Annotated in this window: 12 protein-coding genes and 1 CRISPR repeat array; of the genes, 2 read left to right on the plus strand and 10 right to left on the minus strand. The window is 35.1% G+C overall.

All coding sequences use genetic code 11. The features are described from left to right. Positions 1 to 550 precede the first annotated feature (550 nt). Positions 551 to 1,555, plus strand: coding sequence for a substrate-binding domain-containing protein (locus H3T80_RS05760; protein ID WP_198200631.1), 1,005 nt, complete (start codon positions 551 to 553; stop codon positions 1,553 to 1,555). A 98-nt stretch (positions 1,556 to 1,653) separates the two neighbouring features. On the opposite strand, the gene H3T80_RS05765 is transcribed toward H3T80_RS05760, so the two are convergent. The 4 genes from H3T80_RS05765 to H3T80_RS05780 form a co-directional block, all read right to left on the minus strand. Beyond that, positions 1,654 to 3,396, minus strand: a complete 1,743-nt coding sequence (locus tag H3T80_RS05765; protein ID WP_198200632.1) for a carbohydrate porin — start codon at positions 3,394 to 3,396, stop codon at positions 1,654 to 1,656. Positions 3,397 to 4,171: 775 nt separating this feature from the next. Then, positions 4,172 to 7,651, minus strand: a complete 3,480-nt coding sequence (recB, locus tag H3T80_RS05770) for an exodeoxyribonuclease V subunit beta (protein ID WP_198200634.1) — start codon at positions 7,649 to 7,651, stop codon at positions 4,172 to 4,174. Beyond that, positions 7,630 to 8,073 (minus strand): phosphohistidine phosphatase SixA, encoded by a 444-nt coding sequence (sixA, locus tag H3T80_RS05775; protein ID WP_198200636.1) that lies wholly within the window; start codon positions 8,071 to 8,073, stop codon positions 7,630 to 7,632. Before sixA ends, recB begins: the two co-directional genes overlap by 22 nt. Positions 8,074 to 8,098: 25 nt before the next feature. Then, positions 8,099 to 8,395: a YfcZ/YiiS family protein gene (locus H3T80_RS05780; protein WP_065651730.1), complete on the minus strand. Its 297-nt coding sequence runs from the start codon at positions 8,393 to 8,395 to the stop codon at positions 8,099 to 8,101. A 151-nt stretch (positions 8,396 to 8,546) separates the two neighbouring features. Between H3T80_RS05780 and H3T80_RS05785 the strand changes: the two genes are divergently transcribed. Beyond that, a complete protein-coding gene (locus H3T80_RS05785) occupies positions 8,547 to 9,944 on the plus strand; it encodes an MFS transporter (protein ID WP_110447310.1) in 1,398 nt (465 codons plus the stop codon). 50 nt (positions 9,945 to 9,994) lie between these two features. Here the strand turns inward: H3T80_RS05785 and H3T80_RS05790 are convergent, their stop codons facing one another. From H3T80_RS05790 to cas6f, 6 genes are all read right to left on the minus strand, one after another. Further along, positions 9,995 to 11,761 carry a DEAD/DEAH family ATP-dependent RNA helicase gene (locus H3T80_RS05790; protein WP_198200638.1) on the minus strand — a complete coding sequence of 589 codons (1,767 nt, stop codon included), beginning with the start codon at positions 11,759 to 11,761 and terminating at the stop codon, positions 9,995 to 9,997. A gap of 348 nt (positions 11,762 to 12,109) precedes the next feature. Continuing rightward, on the minus strand, positions 12,110 to 12,961 hold the full coding sequence (gene nlpI / locus H3T80_RS05795; protein ID WP_110447308.1) for a lipoprotein NlpI: 852 nt from the start codon (positions 12,959 to 12,961) through the stop codon (positions 12,110 to 12,112). Positions 12,962 to 12,985: 24 nt separating this feature from the next. After that, positions 12,986 to 15,100, minus strand: a complete 2,115-nt coding sequence (gene pnp, locus H3T80_RS05800) for a polyribonucleotide nucleotidyltransferase (protein ID WP_198201170.1) — start codon at positions 15,098 to 15,100, stop codon at positions 12,986 to 12,988. 317 nt (positions 15,101 to 15,417) lie between these two features. After that, positions 15,418 to 15,687: a 30S ribosomal protein S15 gene (rpsO, locus tag H3T80_RS05805; protein ID WP_065578587.1), complete on the minus strand. Its 270-nt coding sequence runs from the start codon at positions 15,685 to 15,687 to the stop codon at positions 15,418 to 15,420. 147 nt (positions 15,688 to 15,834) lie between these two features. Continuing rightward, positions 15,835 to 16,758: a LysR family transcriptional regulator gene (locus H3T80_RS05810; RefSeq protein WP_198200640.1), complete on the minus strand. Its 924-nt coding sequence runs from the start codon at positions 16,756 to 16,758 to the stop codon at positions 15,835 to 15,837. Positions 16,759 to 17,682: 924 nt separating this feature from the next. Continuing rightward, positions 17,683 to 18,298: direct repeats of the CRISPR family, unit length 28 nt; unit sequence TTTCTAAACGGCTTATGCAGCCTTGAAG. A gap of 273 nt (positions 18,299 to 18,571) precedes the next feature. Continuing rightward, positions 18,572 to 19,141, minus strand: coding sequence for a type I-F CRISPR-associated endoribonuclease Cas6/Csy4 (cas6f, locus tag H3T80_RS05815; protein WP_110447307.1), 570 nt, complete (start codon positions 19,139 to 19,141; stop codon positions 18,572 to 18,574). Positions 19,142 to 19,145 lie beyond the last annotated feature (4 nt).

Here is a 19,145-nt window from a genome sequence, read left to right on the forward strand (position 1 = left end):
AAGTAATTATATTTATATACTTATTATTGCTAATTTTATATAACCAACTGATTCTTTAGAGGTAAATTAGCATCACTGATATGATTACTAATGAACTACACCAGATTAAAATTTTAGAACTCAGCAAAATATCGATTTAATAATCAATAATTATGCTATGCAATCTATTATCCAACACCATTGGTTAATGAATATTTATTTACTATTACTAGAACTAAACCTAGTTACACCATGTTAATAGGAGTAATAACAAACTAAGGTGTGTAATTTTTCCATTAAATTTTACAACTTAATATTCTCAATCTGCTACATTAATATTTTTTTACTGAAACGATTCATATAAAAATGAGCTTATTGGCAAACTGAAAATTTTGTTCTATTATAACCAGTTAAGTAGATATTCAGAATATTACAGGTTGTATCAATAGCAAATATAATCGAAATATTTGAATCTTAGGTTTTCCGCCAATTTACGAGATATTTATTCTAACCAATCGATAATCTAAAAACTCTATATTGGCAATGAGTTAAAAAGTTAAAAGGATTTTTTATGGCGACAATAAAAGATGTTGCAAAGCTAGCAAAAGTTTCCGTTGCAACGGTATCACGGGTGATTAATAACGCTGACAATGTAAGTGATAAGACTCGTGAAACAGTAAAAAAAGCCATGGAAAAATTAAATTATTATCCTGATGCTAACGCCCGAGCGTTATCCCAACAAAACTCTAATACTATTGGCATCGTGGTAGCAGACCTATCCGATCCATTTTCTGGCGCAATGATTAGTACTGTTGAAAAAGTTGCAGCGAAAAACGGCCATTTTTTGCTAATTGGTAATGGATATCATAATAAACAGCAAGAATATAGAGCTATAACCAATCTTATAGAACATCGTTGTTCTTCTTTAGTTGTGCATGCAAAAATGTTACCCGATGATCAATTAATAAAATTAATGCAACAAATACCTGGTATGGTCCTAATTAATCGGATATTAAAAGGTTTTGAAAAACGCTGTATTGCGCTTGATAGTCGTTATGGATCATACCTAGCAGTTAAACATTTAATTCAGCATGGTCATACCAACATTGGATATTTATGTTCTAAACATAGCATATCTGATGCAATAGATAGATTGCAGGGTTATAAAGATGCATTAATCGAACATAATATTGATATTAATGATAACTTTATTGCCTTCGCTTCGCCTAATGAAGAAGGTGGAGAACAAGCCATGATGTCTCTTTTAGAACGAAATCGACAAATTACGGCAATTGCCTGTTACAATGATTCAATGGCAGCTGGGGCTATGTCAGTATTATATGATAATGATATAAAAATTCCGAATGATGTTTCAATTATTGGCTTTGATGATCTTTTAATTGCTCGGTATCTACATCCTAAGCTAACAACCATTCGTTATCCACTACACACAATGGCCGAACAAGCTGCTGAACTTGCATTACGATTAGCAAAAGGAGAGCCGCCTCCGACTAACTTAATTAATGTATTTACTCCAACGTTAACAAAGCGATACTCAGTTAACAATATCCGCTAATATATTAAGTTTAAAGCTAACAAATCCCTTAGAAAATGTCGAAAACCTATAATTATCGTTTTCGACATTAATATTATATTTCACCCTGACAAGATTATCTAAAACCAAACTTCGGTTTGCACACCAAAGCTAATTTGGTTTTCTTTGCCATTAAAGTCAAATTTACTAATTTCATTTTGCATTGATTCTATATAAGAAACATAAAAACGAATATCAGGTCTTGAAGTTAAAATGCTCTCACCCACTTTAAACGAATGGAAGAGTGTTGTTTTGACACCTTCTTCAGTATAATTTTTACCTTTAACTTTATTTTTTTGTTTAAAGTAACCTAACTCGACACCACTTTGATTGTAAGTATCCCAAATATAAGCAGGTCTGATTGCCGATTTGAAACTAGTAAAATCGGTATGAGCTGAACTCAAATCATACGAATAGACATCGTTACCTGTTGTAAGTGCTAAAGCGTGAGCGACTATGACTTTATCAGCTAAATAAGCCTCACCTTCAGATACTAAACGATAAGCCTTACCGCCAGTATGTGTACCAATATAATCGTTATCAGAATTAGCTGCAAATTCAGGGTTATTAGTATTAATATTAGCTAATTGAGAAGCCACTGAATTAGTTGCAGTTTGTAAGGTTAATTGATTAAATCCACCAAAGAAATTATTTTGTCTTAGAACAAAACTACCTAACCAAGCATTTTTGACACTAACACTATCTTGGATTTTCGATTTATTTGGTGCCGAGTAACGGCCATTAATCGCCAAGGTTGCATCTTGCCATAAAGGAATATCTCGATAGCGAAACTCTACTTCGTTTAAATCAACTTCTTCACGCTTAGTGACTTCTTTTATTTCAGTTTTACCGTTCTCAACAACCTCGGTTTTTTTAGTTTGTTTGACATTAACATCAGCTCTTACTAAAGCTAAATCAAGTTTACCAACGCCAACATCTAAACCTTCAATACCGATTCCGCCACCTGCAGGGGTTTTTTGCGTTTTCCAATCCAACATTTGAATTTCATTATATGGAAGTGAATGTTTACCTACCCATAAATTTGCATCAGGAAAACCAGGGATAAATCCTTTAGTCGATAAATAGATATCAGAAAACTGCATGATATTATCATCTTGGGTATTAAACAAACCAGCAGCCTTATTCGTAGCTACATTACCATCTATCATAACAATGGCATCAACCCTATGACCATCTTCATCATACACCTTTTGTTTGAATACCAAATCATACCAACCACCATACTCATTACCGAATCTACCTAGGGCTCCTTCAGCATAATTTTTTGGTTTACCATTTTTTGAAGTAGACCAACCACCACGGAAATAACCATTAAATGAAAAACCAATTTCATCTTTGATAAAATCTTTAAACTCAGAAAGGGTATAGGCATTTTTAATTGTTTTAGTTGCTGTTGACTGGTCTTTACTACCGTTTGCTTTGGCGTCATTAATTAACACAATTTGATTATCGAGTGCGGGCTGATGTTGTGTAACAACTTTAGAATCGGCATTGTTTTGAACATTTGCTACAGCAACACTCTGTTTTTTCAATGCTTTCTGTTGATTATTAATCACAACCTGTTGTTGTTGAATATTTTTATTCAATTGTGCGAGTTGTTTATTCGATTCAATAACTTGTTTTTTTAAATCTATTGACTCTTGAGATAGTGCTAATAATTTTTGCTCTAACATTGATATTCTAGCCTCTAACTCATCTTGAGTAGTAGCAAAAGAGTTCGGTATATAGCACAAGCCAAGTAAAGTAATTAAAACAATTCGTTTAGGTTTTACTTTTAATACTGCTTTAGTTAAATATTTCATTTTTTTCTACTCATTATTTAATAGAGATTAAAGAAGTCTCAGAAAATTGAGACAAAAAAAAACCTAAAGCGTAGATTAATAATCTATGCTTTAGGTTTTGCCCGTTATACTGCTACGGTAGCAATCCAACGCTTATTAAATAAGCTTATTTACTATAACCAATAAACTTGATCATTTAACAAATAAATCTCTGGAATGTGACAATTGTCACATTAATATTTTACGCCTGTCAAAGACCATTGTTTTTTATAATATTTTTAAATAAAATTTAATGTAACCGATTACAAAAGTGTTAATGAAACTCTTTTTTAGTAAACGAATATTTATGCTTAGCAAGTAAAATCATAATATTAATTAACAATTATTAAACGACGAACTATTAAAAAGACAATCTAATAATTAGATTATTGCTGAAATGATCAACAGACAAAAATAAAGATTATTTATCAGTATTTTCATCAAAAAAATGATCACAATAGAAAAATTGATAGCAAGCAGGAAGAACAATGAACAACAATATTTATTTGTGTGTATGATTTTATCTAAAAGTGATTTGTTTAGGCATGTAAAAATTCTCAGCAACTGCTAACTTAATGGCCATATTATAATAATTGAAAATAAGTATGCATTATCGTATTGGCGGTTACCAATCAAATGATAAAAGTGAATATGTACTGACTAAAAAATCATCATAATAAATAGATAGTTAACGATAAAACCAACACAATTTTGTTGTCTCGATATCGAAAAATCACAAGTATTTGTGCCTCGTTATTTAAGTTAAATCTATCCCATCAAATAACTTATCGAGTTTTTCTATAAACTGTTGCTTTGGTCGATGATAAAATATCCCTTGTTTAGGAAGTCCCCGTAAAAATAGATAATAAATACCACCAAAATGAGTTTCATATCGATAATCAGCTAAACGGCTTCGTAAAAATCGATGCAGGGCTAAACAATAAATTTGATACTGCAGCTCATAACGATGCTCACACATAACTTGATTTAAGGCTGACTCGGTATAAGCCTCTACCCCGTCACCTAACCAATTTGATTTATAATCAACAATATAATATTTACCCTGATACTCAAACACTAAATCGATAAATCCTTTTAGCATACCTTGTACAGTTTCAAAATCTAATGAAGGACATTGTTTGGATAAATCATCATACTCTTTACATAAACTATCTAATTGCTTACTGGTCACTGCACTGCGAATGGGAAAATAAAATTGTAATTCATTAATACATTGACTATTTAAAACATCGGCTAATAACGGCCCATCTTGATCTTGTCTTTTATTTAGTTTCGTTGCTAAAACGTGTTGCAACCAATCACTTAGTACTGTTAACCAATGTGGTGGTAAACTCAATTTTTTAATCGTACTAGCGCACAAATCATCGGCATTAGTTGGCGTTAAATTTTCCATAATGGAATGCAATAATGTACCAACATATGCACCTTTTGGAAAATGATGGATATCATATTGCTCTTCAATTGATAATGAATCGGCGTATTCGGGATTATTTTCACGCCAATCACTAAGCATAGTTGAATTAAGGCCAACCAAATTATTATGCTTTTGTAATTCGGTATAACTGGTTACACGCCAACTATTAGATAATTTACGTTTAAATACATTGGCGGTAAGTGAAAGATTAGCGGCTAATTCAGCATTATACTGCTGACCTAAAATAGGTAATTGTAATTCAACCAAATCAGCAAATTTAGCAATTGAACGTAAGTCACCTTTTAATAAATAATCAATCGCTGATTGACTGTTTTTTAATGATGCTAACCCAACGCTACAATGAAAGATTGAACGTGTCATAGCAACATAAAGTAAACGTAAATCTTCGGCTAAACGTTCATCTTCAATCTGTTGTTTTATTTCATCGGTTAATAGCCAAGCATAAGTTGGTTGATAGTCATTATTTTTGTCATGATAAAACTGACTATCTGAATTTCGAAATTGAGCTGCAAATGGCAACCAAACAATAGGAAACTCTAAACCTTTAGATTTATGAATAGTAATAATTTTTACTAAATTTTCATCACTTTCTAATCGTTGCTCATGATTTTCTAAATTTGCATCAGGACTGACAATTTGTCTTGATAACCAACGAACCAAAGCATGTGGACTATCAAGTTCGTCGGCCGCTTCTTGCAATAGCTCGCCTAGATGCATCAAATTAGTTAAAGTACGTTCACCATTTGGGCTGGCTAATATATTTTCAGCTAACTGACGGTTTTTCATCATCCGGCGCAACATGACTAACACACCATAATATTGCCAGATAATCTGATACTGTTTAAACTCCTCTATCAAACCTTCCCATATATCTTGATCGTCGGTTATTTGCTCAAGTTCAGTCATGGTTTGACCCAACAGTGTCGTCATTAAAGCTAAGCGTAGAGCCGATTCGTTTTCTGGCATAAGCACTGCTTGTAATAAACACAGGACCTCCTGTGCTTCTTTAGCCAGAAAGACACTACTCCGATTAGATAAATAAACGCTTTTAACTCCAACACTGGTTAACTTTTGTTGGATAATCTCAGCTTCGTATCCGGTACGGACTAAAATGGCAATATCAGCAGTTGTAATTGGTCGTTGACCATCTTTATCCTTCAATAAAATGGTCGGATCCATCAACCACGTCACAATCTGCTTAGCACAACAGTTAGCGATATGTTCTTGATAATCCGTTTTTGAGCTAACTTCATCAGGTAATAAGTATGCCGCTAAAGCATTAACCTCTTGATTATTGATAATTAAACCTTTTTGTTGATTACGTTCGGCACTTTCCATTGGTAAAAATGGAATATTTTCAAAAATAAACGGATTATCATGATGATTAAACAATGCATTAACCGCATTCACCATGGATGATGAAGAACGATGGTTGACCTGCATAGTAAAATTATTTTCACCGGTTGATGATTTTGCTTTTAGATATGTAAAAATATCTGCACCACGGAAGCTATAAATCGCTTGTTTAGGATCACCAATAAACAGTAACCCAGTCTCTTTCGGATAACGATTATAGATACGATCAAAAATTTTATACTGCACCGGATCGGTATCTTGAAATTCATCAATCAGCGCTACACAGTATTTTTTCGCAATACTCTCTGCTAATCGATTACCATTTCTAGCACGTAGAGCTCGGTTCAACTGGCTTAAGAGATCATCAAAACTCATTTCACCACGTTTGATCTTCTGAATATAAATACGCTTTTGAATGACTTTAACGATATCCATTAGAACTTCGCCACGTAAATCAATAGAACTATTACATAGCGCTTCAATACTCTCAAAAACGGCATGAGTCGGAGGATTTTTACCTTGCTTAGTTTTTTCAATTAAAATCGACTGACTAAATTTAGTTAACTCACTAGGCAGTTTAAATGAACGTATTGGCATCTGCGCCCAGGCAGTAACTTTAGCCAACCAATTAGGTAAATTACGGCTACTATAGGATTGTTTATTAACGCCTGATTGAGCAATTATTTCTGGCAGATCGGCAATTGAATCTAACCACTGTTTTTTGATCAGACTGATCTGCTGAAAATATTTTTGATAAAATTGCTGAATCTTGCCACTGATATCAATATGTTCTTCTTGCTGCTCATCAAATTCAAAATTTAAATAAGGTCTGATGTCGGATAGCAATCTTTCTGGATCCTGCCAATAGTCAAGAATCAGGTAGGCTAATGCTTTGTCGAGAGGAACAAAGTAGTGACGCCAAAAATCTTGCACAACTTGTAACTTTAGATCTTGTTCATCTGTTATCAATGTTTGTTCAAACAGTACACCTGATTCGAAAGCATGACTAGTCAATATACGTTGACAAAAACCATGAATCGTATAAATCGCCGCATCATCCATTGATTGTTGAGCTTGGGTTAATTTCTGTATTGCTTGGTTGCTATCATCAACTAAATCAATTAATTGTTGATAAATTGGATCATCATGATGACCTTGTAACAACCCTAATCGTAATTCTTGAATATTTTGCCTGATACGAGATCGCAGTTCCTGAGTAGCGGCTTTAGTAAAGGTCACCACTAAAATCTGATTAACATCAAGAGGTGTGGGATAACTGTTTTTACCAATCCCCAATAATAATCGCAAATAAATAAATGCGAGCGAATAGGTTTTACCTGTTCCTGCTGACGCTTCGATTAGCGTTCGACCAGTTAAAGGTAAATCAAATAAGTTAAGCTTTTTTATTCCACTACATGAAACCATTCTAGCTTCCCTGCCGTATTGGCGGATAAATCAACACAAGCAATAGCAGCTGTAGGAAACATTGGCGGTGATACATCTGGACATAACTCATTAACCAAATAACCAACTAGAGGTAGATGCGAAACAATAATCACATTTTCGATACCACGATCGGGCAGTGTCATTAATAAATCAGCAATATGAGAAGGGCTACCACCAGGTACCAAAAGATTATCAGTTTCGAATTGAGAAACTCGGCAGTGAGAGGATAATTCAGTGAAAGTCTGTTGGGCTCTTAAATAAGGACTGACTAACCCTAAATCAAATTTAAAATTTTGTTGATTAAGCCATAGTCCAGCTTGACAGGCTTGTTTTAAACCATAATCAGTTAAAGTACGACTTGCATCAGATGAAGCAGCAAAACCTGCCTCACCATGTCTCATAATACAAACTTTCATAAATGAATAATTAACGTAATTTCAATTGGAAAATCATACATTCAGCGCCACAGCAGAAAGTAAATTTAGCTGTTAATTTATAGCCATTTTCAACTTTATCGATGCTGCTGTTAATTTCACAAGGCTCTGTTTCAACAGCTTTTGCAGCTTGAGTTAATGTAGCTAATTTGGCATTTGCTTCTGATTCAGATGTAAAAACATGCTCATATTCTGCACTACAATCTTCATTGTCTATAATTGTACCTACATCAACGCAACAACATGCAGGTGTTTCGTTAGCTTTACATTTATTTAAAGAATCTGTCATTGTGTACCTCTACCTCTGTTTTACCGATTAATATGGCATTAGTATACTCTTAATCACAATTAAGGGCAAAATGTTAAAAACCTTTACCACAACACAAATTTTTGGCGTATATTAAAGTTTTATTGTTATTTTTCTGAATTAATCAAACCACATGATGCAACAAAATAGTCACGTTCGAAAAATGGCGATTTTAGTCGCTGCGACGTTTTTCATGGAAAATCTAGACGCTACAGTGATCACCACGGCAATTCCAGCTATGGCAAAATCATTTTTAACCAATCCTCAAGATTTATCTATTGGGATTAGCGCCTATATGCTAGCACTTACAATTGGTTTACCTGCCAGTGGCTGGATCGCTAACCGTTTCACCGCCTATCGAGTCTTTTCGATTTCGATTATTTTATTTATGTTAGCATCAATATTGTGTGCCATATCGACTAATCTGACCATGTTTACCATCGCAAGATTAATTCAAGGTTTAGGTGGATCATTAATGGTGCCTGTAGGCAGAACGGTGGTATTAAGTCGAACGGAAAAACAACATTTAGTCAGCACTATTTCTATTTTAGTTTGGCCAGGCTTAATTGCGCCATTAATGGGACCGATTATTGGTGGCTTCTTTGCTCAATATCTAACATGGCACTGGATATTTCTTCTTAATATTCCATTAGGTTTTATCGCCCTATTTTTCGCTCATCGATTATTACCCAAAGAATTACCTGAAAAACGTACATTTGACAGTGTTGGATTTATCACTTGTGGTTTAGGCCTACTACTATTTGTTTATGGGCTTGAAATGATTTCTCATTCAAATAGTAGTCTCTGGGTAGGCGTAACACTATCTTTGGTTGGTAGCCTAATATTAATCTTTGCCTACTATCATTTAGCTCATACTCAACACCCATTAATTAGTCTATATGCCTTTTCTAAACGTACATTTAGAATGACCTTTTTTGGTGGTTCATTAATACGTATTGGCTTAAATAGTGCTCCGTTTATCTTACCGCTAATGTTTCAAGTCGGTTTTGGTTGGTCACCGTTAACTGCAGGTTCACTACTGCTATCATTATTTGCCGGCAATATCCTGCTTAAAACAGTAAACACACCTTTAATTCATAAGTTTGGATTCCGCAAAATTCTGATTATCAATGGGCTGTTATTATCTTCAAGTTTTGTGTTATGTGCGCTTTTCACGCCACAAACACCTATCATCTGGATTATATTAGTGCTATTCTTTTCCGGTGGTGCTCGTTCTATTCAATTTACTACCATCACCACGCTTAGTTTTTCAGAAATTGATAAAACAGAAATACAGAGCGCTAACATTTTATCTACCATTTTCCAGCAGCTAAATAACGTACTCGGCATTGTGTTAAGTGCTTTATTTCTATTTATTGCATCTAGCTATAATGGCCATAGCCAAACGGGTTTAATGGTAGAAGATTTTAGGTTAGCACTATTAATGGTAGCAGGAATGACCTTGTTAGCAATGATTGACTTTATTACCTTGCCGAAAAATGCAGGTAACAATCTAAAAGATAAGCAATAAAAAACCCCTGTCATTTGGCAGAGGTTCTTAAGAAGCAAACCTAAAAAATATTAGAACTTAGGTGCGCTAGGACGGCCACGTTTTTTCGCAAAACCTTTGTCATTAGATTCTGTTTTACTACTTTTACGTCCACGTTTAGCTTCAGATGGCTTACCTGCTACCAAGCTCATTTTCATTGGTTGATTAAGTACTCTAACCCGTTCAAAATGCTTAAGAATATCTTTCGGCATGCCTTTTGGTAACTCAACGGTTGAATAAGTTTCATAAAGTTTGATATTACCAATATAGCGACTACTAATATCGGCTTCATTAGCAATTGCACCAACAATATGACGCACTTCAACACCGTTTTCTTTACCAATTTCGATACGATACATATCCATTTCACCCACATCTCGGCGTTCACGACGTTTTGGTGATTCACGATTATCGCCACGTAAGCGACGTTCACCATTTCGATTATCACGATCACGAAATTCTCTTGATGGTTTAAATACTGGATCTGGCGGTAGAATCAACGGACGATCACTCTGAGCTAATCTCAATAATGCTGTTGCAATCGTTTCAAGATCTGCACCACTATCTGCTTGGATTTGCTCTAATAACGCTTGATATTGATCTAAATCGGCACTTTCTAATTGTTGCTGAATTTTCTGAGTAAATTTCGCTAAACGACGTTTTTCGAGCAACTCTTTAGATGGTAATGCTACTTCAGGAATCGGCTTTTTAATTGTTTGTTCAATATTCTTAAGTAAACGGCGTTCACGACTATCAACAAATAAAATTGCTCGTCCAGCACGACCAGCACGACCAGTTCGCCCAATACGGTGAACATAAGATTCTGAATCAAGAGTGATATCATAGTTAATAACTAAACTGATACGCTCAACATCTAAACCTCGAGCAGCCACATCAGTTGCAATTAGGATATCTAATCGGCCATTACGTAAACGATCAAGCGTTTGCTCACGAAGTTGCTGAGTCATATCACCATTCAAAGCAGCACAACTATAACCATTTTTTTCTAATACTTCGGCGACATCTAATGTTGCTGTTTTGGTACGAACAAAAATAATTGCTGCATCAAAATCTTCAGCTTCTAAAAAGCGTACAATTGCTTCGTTTTTACGCATACCGCGTACTAACCAATAGCTTTGATCAATATCAGGTGCAGTTTGATTAGTACCTTTAATTTGTACTTCTTTCGGGTTATGCATAAAACGTTTAGTAATACGACGAATTGGTGCCGGCATTGTTGCTGAAAATAGTGCTGTTTGATGATCTTCTGGGATCGTAGCCATAATACTTTCAACATCATCAATAAAGCCCATTCTTAACATTTCGTCGGCTTCATCTAAAACTAAACCTTTAAGGTTTGAAAGATCTAATGTTTTACGATTTAAATGATCTAACAATCGACCTGGAGTACCCACTACAATTTGTGGACCTTGTTTTAATGCACGTAATTGCACGTCATAACGTTGACCACCATACAGTGGTAAAACTTTTACGCCTTTCACATATTTTGCATATTCAGCACAGGCATCAGCAACTTGAATTGCCAATTCACGAGTTGGTGCTAAAACCAATAATTGTGGTGCTTTTAAATTAGCATCAATATTCATCAAAAAAGGAATGGAAAAAGCAGCAGTTTTACCACTACCAGTTTGTGCCATACCCAACACATCGTTCCCTTGTAAAAGTAAAGGAATGCATTCTGCTTGGATTGGTGATGGTTTAGTAAAACCAAGATCATTTAATGCGTTAAGGATTTCCTCAGATAAACCAAGGTCAATAAAAGATATTTCTGTTGTCATGTAAACTCGCTTGCAAATTGGATATATAGGCTTAATTTTAAGTTAGCAACAAACCTGATAATTACTAATCAAGATAATTTATGAGGATTACAATATTGCTCATAAAATATTACATTACCTAAATAAAACACTATATAAATTTATGCCAGCTCACTAAATTGAAAATTTACAACTCACCCCAATAACTAACTGCCAATAATCACACAATCAAATATGCATAACTGTTGCTTAAATAATTACTTTATTTAATACAAAAGATAGATAGCATAAAAATAATTGAGAATATTATGGGCAAATCAGAACTACGCTATAACAATATTTTCACTTTTAAAACTGGCATGACCCTTGTTACTTTTCTTCAAGTAACTTAATTTCGTAGAGTGCCTGTTGATGTTCAACAAAGTTATAAATATTATTAGCTAAAGCATATTTAAATAATATTTTGGCACGCTCATTGTTACCTTTACCTAGGTAATATTTACCTAAATAAAAGTACGCTTCACATAGGCGTTCGGCTAATTGCCGGTCATTTTCAACACCTTGTTGAAGGTTTTGCATTAATTTAGATTCACTAATATTACCTAAATAAAATGCAATGATATCACCACCATAACTCATTTTATCGTTTAGTTTATCGTAACGATTTTGCAACTGAGCTAGGGCAGCTTGTTTATCTATTTCTTTTTCAATCAAATAAAGCCATAAAACACGAATAGGTTCGTTGACATCATATTGATAGAATTTTTGTGCATCAAGCTGTGCAGCTTGATAATGTCCTGTACGATATAAAGTAATTGCACGATTCAAATAAGCAAAAGCATAAGATGGATCTATTTCTAGTGTAGTATTAAATGCCATCATAGCATTATCGAAATCACCATCTCTTAGTGCATAAGTACCAAGAAAATTATAAACATCAGGTATTTCAGGATTAAAACTTAAAAGGTGATTAAAATCACTTTGTGCAAATGCTTTAAAACCTAATGAATCGTAAACAATTCCTCGTTCGAAAATCAGCTGCATTCGAGAAACAGTATCAAGATCTCGTCTTGATAACTGTTGACTTATTTCAGCTATTTTCAACTCATCATCATACGAAACTTGCTCAGGAACAGCAAGTAAAGGTAGAGAATTAGAACAACCTGACAAGATAATGACTGCAAAAATACAGCACAACATTCTCAGGTTGAATAATCTCATATTAAGCTCCTAGTGGATCATATTTTATTCAGCAGTTGGCGCAACTTCTGGTGTAGACTCAACTGCATCTTTCATACTTAAACGAATCCGACCTTGACGATCTATTTCTAGTACTTTAACTTTCACTTCTTGACCTACTTTTAAGTAGTCAGCAACTTTTTCCACTCGATGATCAGCGATTTGTGAAACGTGAACAAGTCCTTCTTTTCCACCAATAACTGAAACGAAAGCACCAAAATCAACAATACGTGTGACTTTACCAGTATAGATTTTACCAATTTCAACATCAGCAACTAAATTATTGATACGTGCGATTGCATCTTGTGCTTTATTACCATCAGATGCCGCAATTTTCACTGTACCATCATCTGCAATTTCAATAGTAGTACCGGTTTCTTCAGTTAATGCACGAATCGTTGCACCACCTTTACCGATGATATCACGAATTTTATCTGGATTAACATTCATCGTATAGATACGAGGAGCAAATTCAGATATCTCTTGACGAGGTTTATTAATCGCTTGTTCCATTACCCCTAAAATATGCAAACGTGCGCCTTTAGCTTGGTTTAATGCAACTTGCATAATTTCTTTAGTGATACCTTCAATTTTGATATCCATTTGTAGTGCACTTACACCTTCACGGGTACCAGCTACTTTAAAGTCCATATCACCAAGATGGTCTTCATCACCTAAAATATCAGATAATACTACAAAATTATCACCTTCTTTAACAAGGCCCATTGCAATACCTGCAACAGAAGACTTAATTGGAACACCAGCATCCATTAATGCCAATGATGCGCCACAAACTGAAGCCATTGAAGAAGAACCATTAGATTCAGTAATTTCAGAAACTACACGTACAGTATATGGAAATTCTTCTTTGCTTGGCATTACCGCAGCAACACCACGTTTTGCTAAACGACCATGACCAATTTCACGACGTTTTGGTGAACCAACCATACCTGTTTCACCAACTGAATATGGAGGGAAGTTATAATGTAAAAGGAAACGTTCGGTATATTCACCAGTTAACTCATCAATGATCTGTGCATCACGTTCAGTACCTAAAGTTGCGGTAACTAACGCTTGCGTTTCGCCACGAGTAAATAATGCGCTACCATGAGTTCTTGGTAATACATTGGTACGAATATCCAGAGCACGAATCATATCTTTTTCACGACCATCGATACGTGGTTCACCAGCAATAACACGTTGACGAACAATTTGGCTTTCTAAATCAACAATAATGTTAATAACTTCATTTTCGTCAAGTTCTTCATCTTTTTCTTTAAGTGCTGCTAACACTTCTTCTTTAATTAAATCGATTTGCGCATAACGAGCTTGTTTTTCAGTAATACGATAAGCTTCACCTAAACGATCTTTAGCTAATTCAGAAACCGCATTAAATAGCTCTTCATTTTTAGCTGGTGCAACCCAATCCCATTTTTCACAATTCGCTTTAGCAACAAATTCATTGATATTATCAATTACAACTTGTTGTTGATCATGCCCAAATACCACTGCCGCTAACATTTGGTCTTCAGTTAATAAATCAGCTTCTGATTCAACCATTAATACAGCACTTTTGGTACCAGCTACAACTAAATCTAAACGACTAGTCGCTAATTCTTTTACTGATGGATTTAACACAAATTCATCATTGATAAAGCCTACACGAGCAGCACCAATTGGGCCATGGAAAGGAACACCAGATAAACAAAGTGCTGCTGATGCACCAATCATAGCAACTAAATCAGGGCTTACTTCAGGATTCACTGATACCACTGTTGCAATGATTTGAATTTCATTGACAAAACCTTCAGGAAATAATGGACGAAGTGGACGGTCGATTAAACGGGCAATTAATGTTTCGCCTTCACTTGGGCGACCTTCACGTTTGAAAAAGCCACCAGGAATACGACCTGCAGCGTAAGTACGTTCTTGATAGTTAACGGTTAAAGGGAAAAAGTCTTGTCCTTCTTTAACTTTTTTATTAGCAACTACAGTGACAAATACCGCAGTATCGTCCATGTTAACCATAACTGCAGCAGTTGCTTGACGTGCCATAATACCCGTTTCTAAAGTAACAGTATGGCGACCATATTGGAATTTTTGATATGTCGGATTAAACAAAATAATGTCCTCTTGTAATAAATCACGTTGAAGTTTGATATTTCGACAGGAAGCAGCATGACGCTGGAACATATTGATACACACTTCAACTATGTGTGGGATACTAAACAAAAGATTATTTCACTGTCACGACTAATGACAAATCTATAAACTATAGAGCTCTCATTAGTCGCGCGAAACATGAGATACAATCTTTTATTTTATTAATTTCTATCTTCAAAGCATTTATTTAGCTTTTCGGACTCTGCATTATATCAAAGCCTTGAATTTTCACAACGAAAAAAGAGGCCTAAGCCTCTTTTCAAGTAGATAAATAATTAGCGACGTAAACCTAGTCTTTGAATTAATTGGCTATAACGTTCAAAGTCTTTACGACGTAAATAATCTAATAATTTACGACGGCTAGACACCATGCGTAATAAACCACGGCGGCTATGGTGATCTTTTTTATGCTCAGAAAAATGACCTTGTAAGTCATTAATGCGTGCAGTTAAAAGAGCAACCTGAACTTCAGTTGAACCAGTGTCGTTAGTACCACGACCATATTCAGCAACGATTTTCGCTTTAGCTTCTACAGTTAGAGACATAATAAACCTCTTAAAATAAATATAAAAAATGGAATGACCGATCTCTAATTCAGACATCCCTCGGCATCCATATAATAAATATATGAATCGTGAGCAATTATACTGGAATTTACTAAAATAGCAATTTGATTTATTAATCGTAAACGCTTATTTAAGCTTAAAACCATACTCTTCTTGAATAAGCTTTTTCAACGCTTCGATATAATTTTGTGCCGATAAACTTAGCTGTGCTTTTTGTGATGTTATCCAGCCAATTAATATTTTTTCTTCGACATCTAAAGGGATAGATAGAATGTCTGAACCATTTAAATCAGTACTGAGCACTCCGGTACTAATTGTATAGCCATTTAATCCATGCAATAAATTAAATAACGTTGCCCTATCACTGACATGAATACTTTTTTTATGATACACAGTACTTAAAATCTCTTCGGAAAAATAAAAAGAGTTATATTCGCCTTGTTCAAATGAAAGATAGGGAAAATCCTCTAAATCATCTAATGTTAAAGACTTCATTGCCGCCAAAGGATGATTGGTACTGATAAATACATGTGGATCAGCCTCAAATAGTGGATTAAAAGTTAAACGATGTTCTTTAAGCAAGCGTAAAATAATTTTTTGATTAAAATCAGTTAGATACAAAATACCTACTTCACTACGTAAATTAGCAACATCAGTTATAATATCGTAAGTGCGAGTTTCACGTAGGGTAAACTCATATTCATCCGTATGATTCTTTTTGATTAAATTAACAAAAGCGTTTACTGCAAATGCATAATGTTGGGTTGATATGCTACACAGTTGTTTGGAAGGTACTTTTTTAGCATAGTGCTGTTCTAGCAACTGAGCTTGATCTAAAACCTGTTTTGCATAACCTAAAAATTCAACTCCATCAGTCGATAATGAAACTCCTTTAGATGTCCGTACAAAAATTTCAATACCAAATTCAGCTTCCAACTCCTTCACTGCAGTTGATAAACTTGGTTGAGTAATATACAAATTTTTAGCAGCCTCATTGATTGAGCCTGAGCGGGCAATTTCTAAAATGTAACGTAACTGTTGAAGCTTCATAATATCGTTAGTAATTAAAACCAATATTAATTCAGAATATAAACTACTATAAACATTGTCTGGAATAATGTACAGCAAAAGGCAAATAGCTGTTTTTGCGCAACCTAATACCGTAGAATTGTTTTTTTAGAAGATTTTAGGCTTTAAAAACCCCGCTCCTCAAATTTTTTAGTTCGCTGAGTTTCGGACGTTTTGTTGTTTTGTGGCTAGTTTTATACGGTGATTACGTCCGAGTAAAGTGGGTTTACGCGAATCATCTTTACCAACTCCCGCGGCAACCTCGCAAGTGGTTACGATGTAATTGCCTTCGTTCGCTCTTAACGCACCGGCTGTGATTTGTTCCTGACAAAGAGCAGCCTTGTCAAACATCCCTGTTTGTCATGCTAATCTCACTCAGTTGTCAGCACATTGCTAAAGTCGCTAAATGAGAAGCACTAAACTGATTGATAAAAAACTTTTATTATTGGCCCTAGCTGATGTTATAGCTGGTTTTAGTGATTTATCGGATGGATTTTACTCTTAAAAAACCCCGCTCCTCAAATTTTTTTATTCGGTGAGTTTCGGACGTTTTGTTGTTTAATAGCTAGTTCTATACGGAGATTACGTCCGAGTAAAGAGGGTTTGCGCAAACCCTCTTTACCAACTCCCGCGGCGACTACGCAAGTGGTCACGATGTGACTGCCTTCCGCCATCGTTCGCTCTTAACGCACCGGCTGTGATTTGTTTCTGACAAACAACAGCCTTGTCAAACATCCCTGTTTGTCATGCTAATCTCACTCAGTTGTCAGCACATTGCTGATGTCGCTAAATGAGAAGCACTAAACTAATTGATAAAAATAAACTTTTATTATTGACCCTAGCTGATGTTATAACTAATTTTAGTGATTTATCGGATGGATTTTAGTCTTAAAAACCCCGCTCCTCAAAATTTTCCACTTTTACAGCCTTGAACTTTGGGCGTTTGATAAGTTGTTTCTAAACGGCTTATGCAGCCTTGAAGGGAAATTTAATTTTAAATATTTTGTTATAATATTTCTAAACGGCTTATGCAGCCTTGAAGAATATAGGGGAATATTTGCATATTGACGTTAATTTCTAAACGGCTTATGCAGCCTTGAAGAGTCCATCGTTTTGAGAATTGATTCTCCAGGTTTTCTAAACGGCTTATGCAGCCTTGAAGGTAAAAGCCGCACGTGGTGGCGGCCATCTGTTTTTCTAAACGGCTTATGCAGCCTTGAAGAATTGATTGCAGCCTGCGTAACCCGATTTTTATTTCTAAACGGCTTATGCAGCCTTGAAGTTTGCAATTCGGCTCGCCCGTCATCCTGCGTTTTTCTAAACGGCTTATGCAGCCTTGAAGTACAAAAACTGGTACCCAGCAGAACTGCAGCATTTCTAAACGGCTTATGCAGCCTTGAAGGATTTGACTTGACTATAACGGTTGTTGCAGTCTTTCTAAACGGCTTATGCAGCCTTGAAGTTTATTCTGGGCGTTGAGGGGATACAGGAAAATTTCTAAACGGCTTATGCAGCCTTGAAGTAGAACCCCAAATACTATAAACATTGTTGTGCAAAAGGCAAAGTCTATTTTACTTTGCAAAAACCCTTTTTTTTGGTGGCTTTTCAATTAATTGATTTTTAAAAATTTTATTTTTAGTTAAAAAAAAGGGTTAACACTGCATGGTATTTAGGTTTTAAAAACCCCTTTCCTCAAATTTTTTAGCTTTAAAAAGTACGCTCCTCAAAATTTGTACCGTTAATATTGTTAATTATTGGCAGCTAAGGGCATTATAATAATGCCCTTATTATTTAGTTAAAAATCAGGAACAGTTGCTGTTTTGCTGAGTCCGTAACTATTAAATGTTCCTTCAACAGCCGTTGCACATTTTTGTTGTTTCAGCCACATAATAAAATGTTGCCCAGTGCTTTTGCTAGCAAAATGAAGGTGTGGATAGTTCAAATGAAGGCTGCCCCATTTTTCAACCATTTTGTTTTTTACCTCGGCTGACCATTTACCTTGTGCGGTTAAACGTTTTTCGGCTCGTCTTAAAGCACTTTGTCCTTTAGGATTGATACGAATTAAGCGTAGGTAACCTTTAACACTTGTCGGTACAGATGCTATTGGCAAAGCTAACGTGTAATCACTAACTACGGCCTGCTGCTGTAAGGCCGTTTTAAATTGTTGTAACTGCGCTTCATCGCCAAATAACCGGATAATCCCACCTAATGTTCTGTGGACATTATAACAAGGAAAGCTAACCGCAATATTGCCTTGATGATTAACTAACACCTGATGCAGTGATTGCATAACTTGATTAATCACTTCAGTTTCAGTTATCTCCAGTTGTGGAATTGCCCGTAGTTCAAAATAGTGAGTAAGCATAATA

Source organism: Gilliamella sp. W8145 (genome assembly GCF_016101145.1).
Taxonomy (GTDB): Bacteria; Pseudomonadota; Gammaproteobacteria; order Enterobacterales; family Orbaceae; genus Gilliamella; species Gilliamella apis_A.

What these genes read in the sequence shown, in the direction of transcription:
- H3T80_RS05760 (WP_198200631.1), top strand. Translation starts at nt 551, where the DNA reads ATGGCGACAATAAAAGATGTTGCAAAGCTAGCAAAAGTTTCCGTTGCA.
- H3T80_RS05765 (WP_198200632.1), bottom strand. Translation starts at nt 3,396, where the DNA reads ATGAAATATTTAACTAAAGCAGTATTAAAAGTAAAACCTAAACGAATT.
- recB (WP_198200634.1), bottom strand. Translation starts at nt 7,651, where the DNA reads ATGGTTTCATGTAGTGGAATAAAAAAGCTTAACTTATTTGATTTACCT.
- sixA (WP_198200636.1), bottom strand. Translation starts at nt 8,073, where the DNA reads ATGAGACATGGTGAGGCAGGTTTTGCTGCTTCATCTGATGCAAGTCGT.
- H3T80_RS05780 (WP_065651730.1), bottom strand. Translation starts at nt 8,395, where the DNA reads ATGACAGATTCTTTAAATAAATGTAAAGCTAACGAAACACCTGCATGT.
- H3T80_RS05785 (WP_110447310.1), top strand. Translation starts at nt 8,547, where the DNA reads ATGATGCAACAAAATAGTCACGTTCGAAAAATGGCGATTTTAGTCGCT.
- H3T80_RS05790 (WP_198200638.1), bottom strand. Translation starts at nt 11,761, where the DNA reads ATGACAACAGAAATATCTTTTATTGACCTTGGTTTATCTGAGGAAATC.
- nlpI (WP_110447308.1), bottom strand. Translation starts at nt 12,961, where the DNA reads ATGAGATTATTCAACCTGAGAATGTTGTGCTGTATTTTTGCAGTCATT.
- rpsO (WP_065578587.1), bottom strand. Translation starts at nt 15,687, where the DNA reads ATGTCTCTAACTGTAGAAGCTAAAGCGAAAATCGTTGCTGAATATGGT.
- H3T80_RS05810 (WP_198200640.1), bottom strand. Translation starts at nt 16,758, where the DNA reads ATGAAGCTTCAACAGTTACGTTACATTTTAGAAATTGCCCGCTCAGGC.
- cas6f (WP_110447307.1), bottom strand. Translation starts at nt 19,141, where the DNA reads ATGCTTACTCACTATTTTGAACTACGGGCAATTCCACAACTGGAGATA.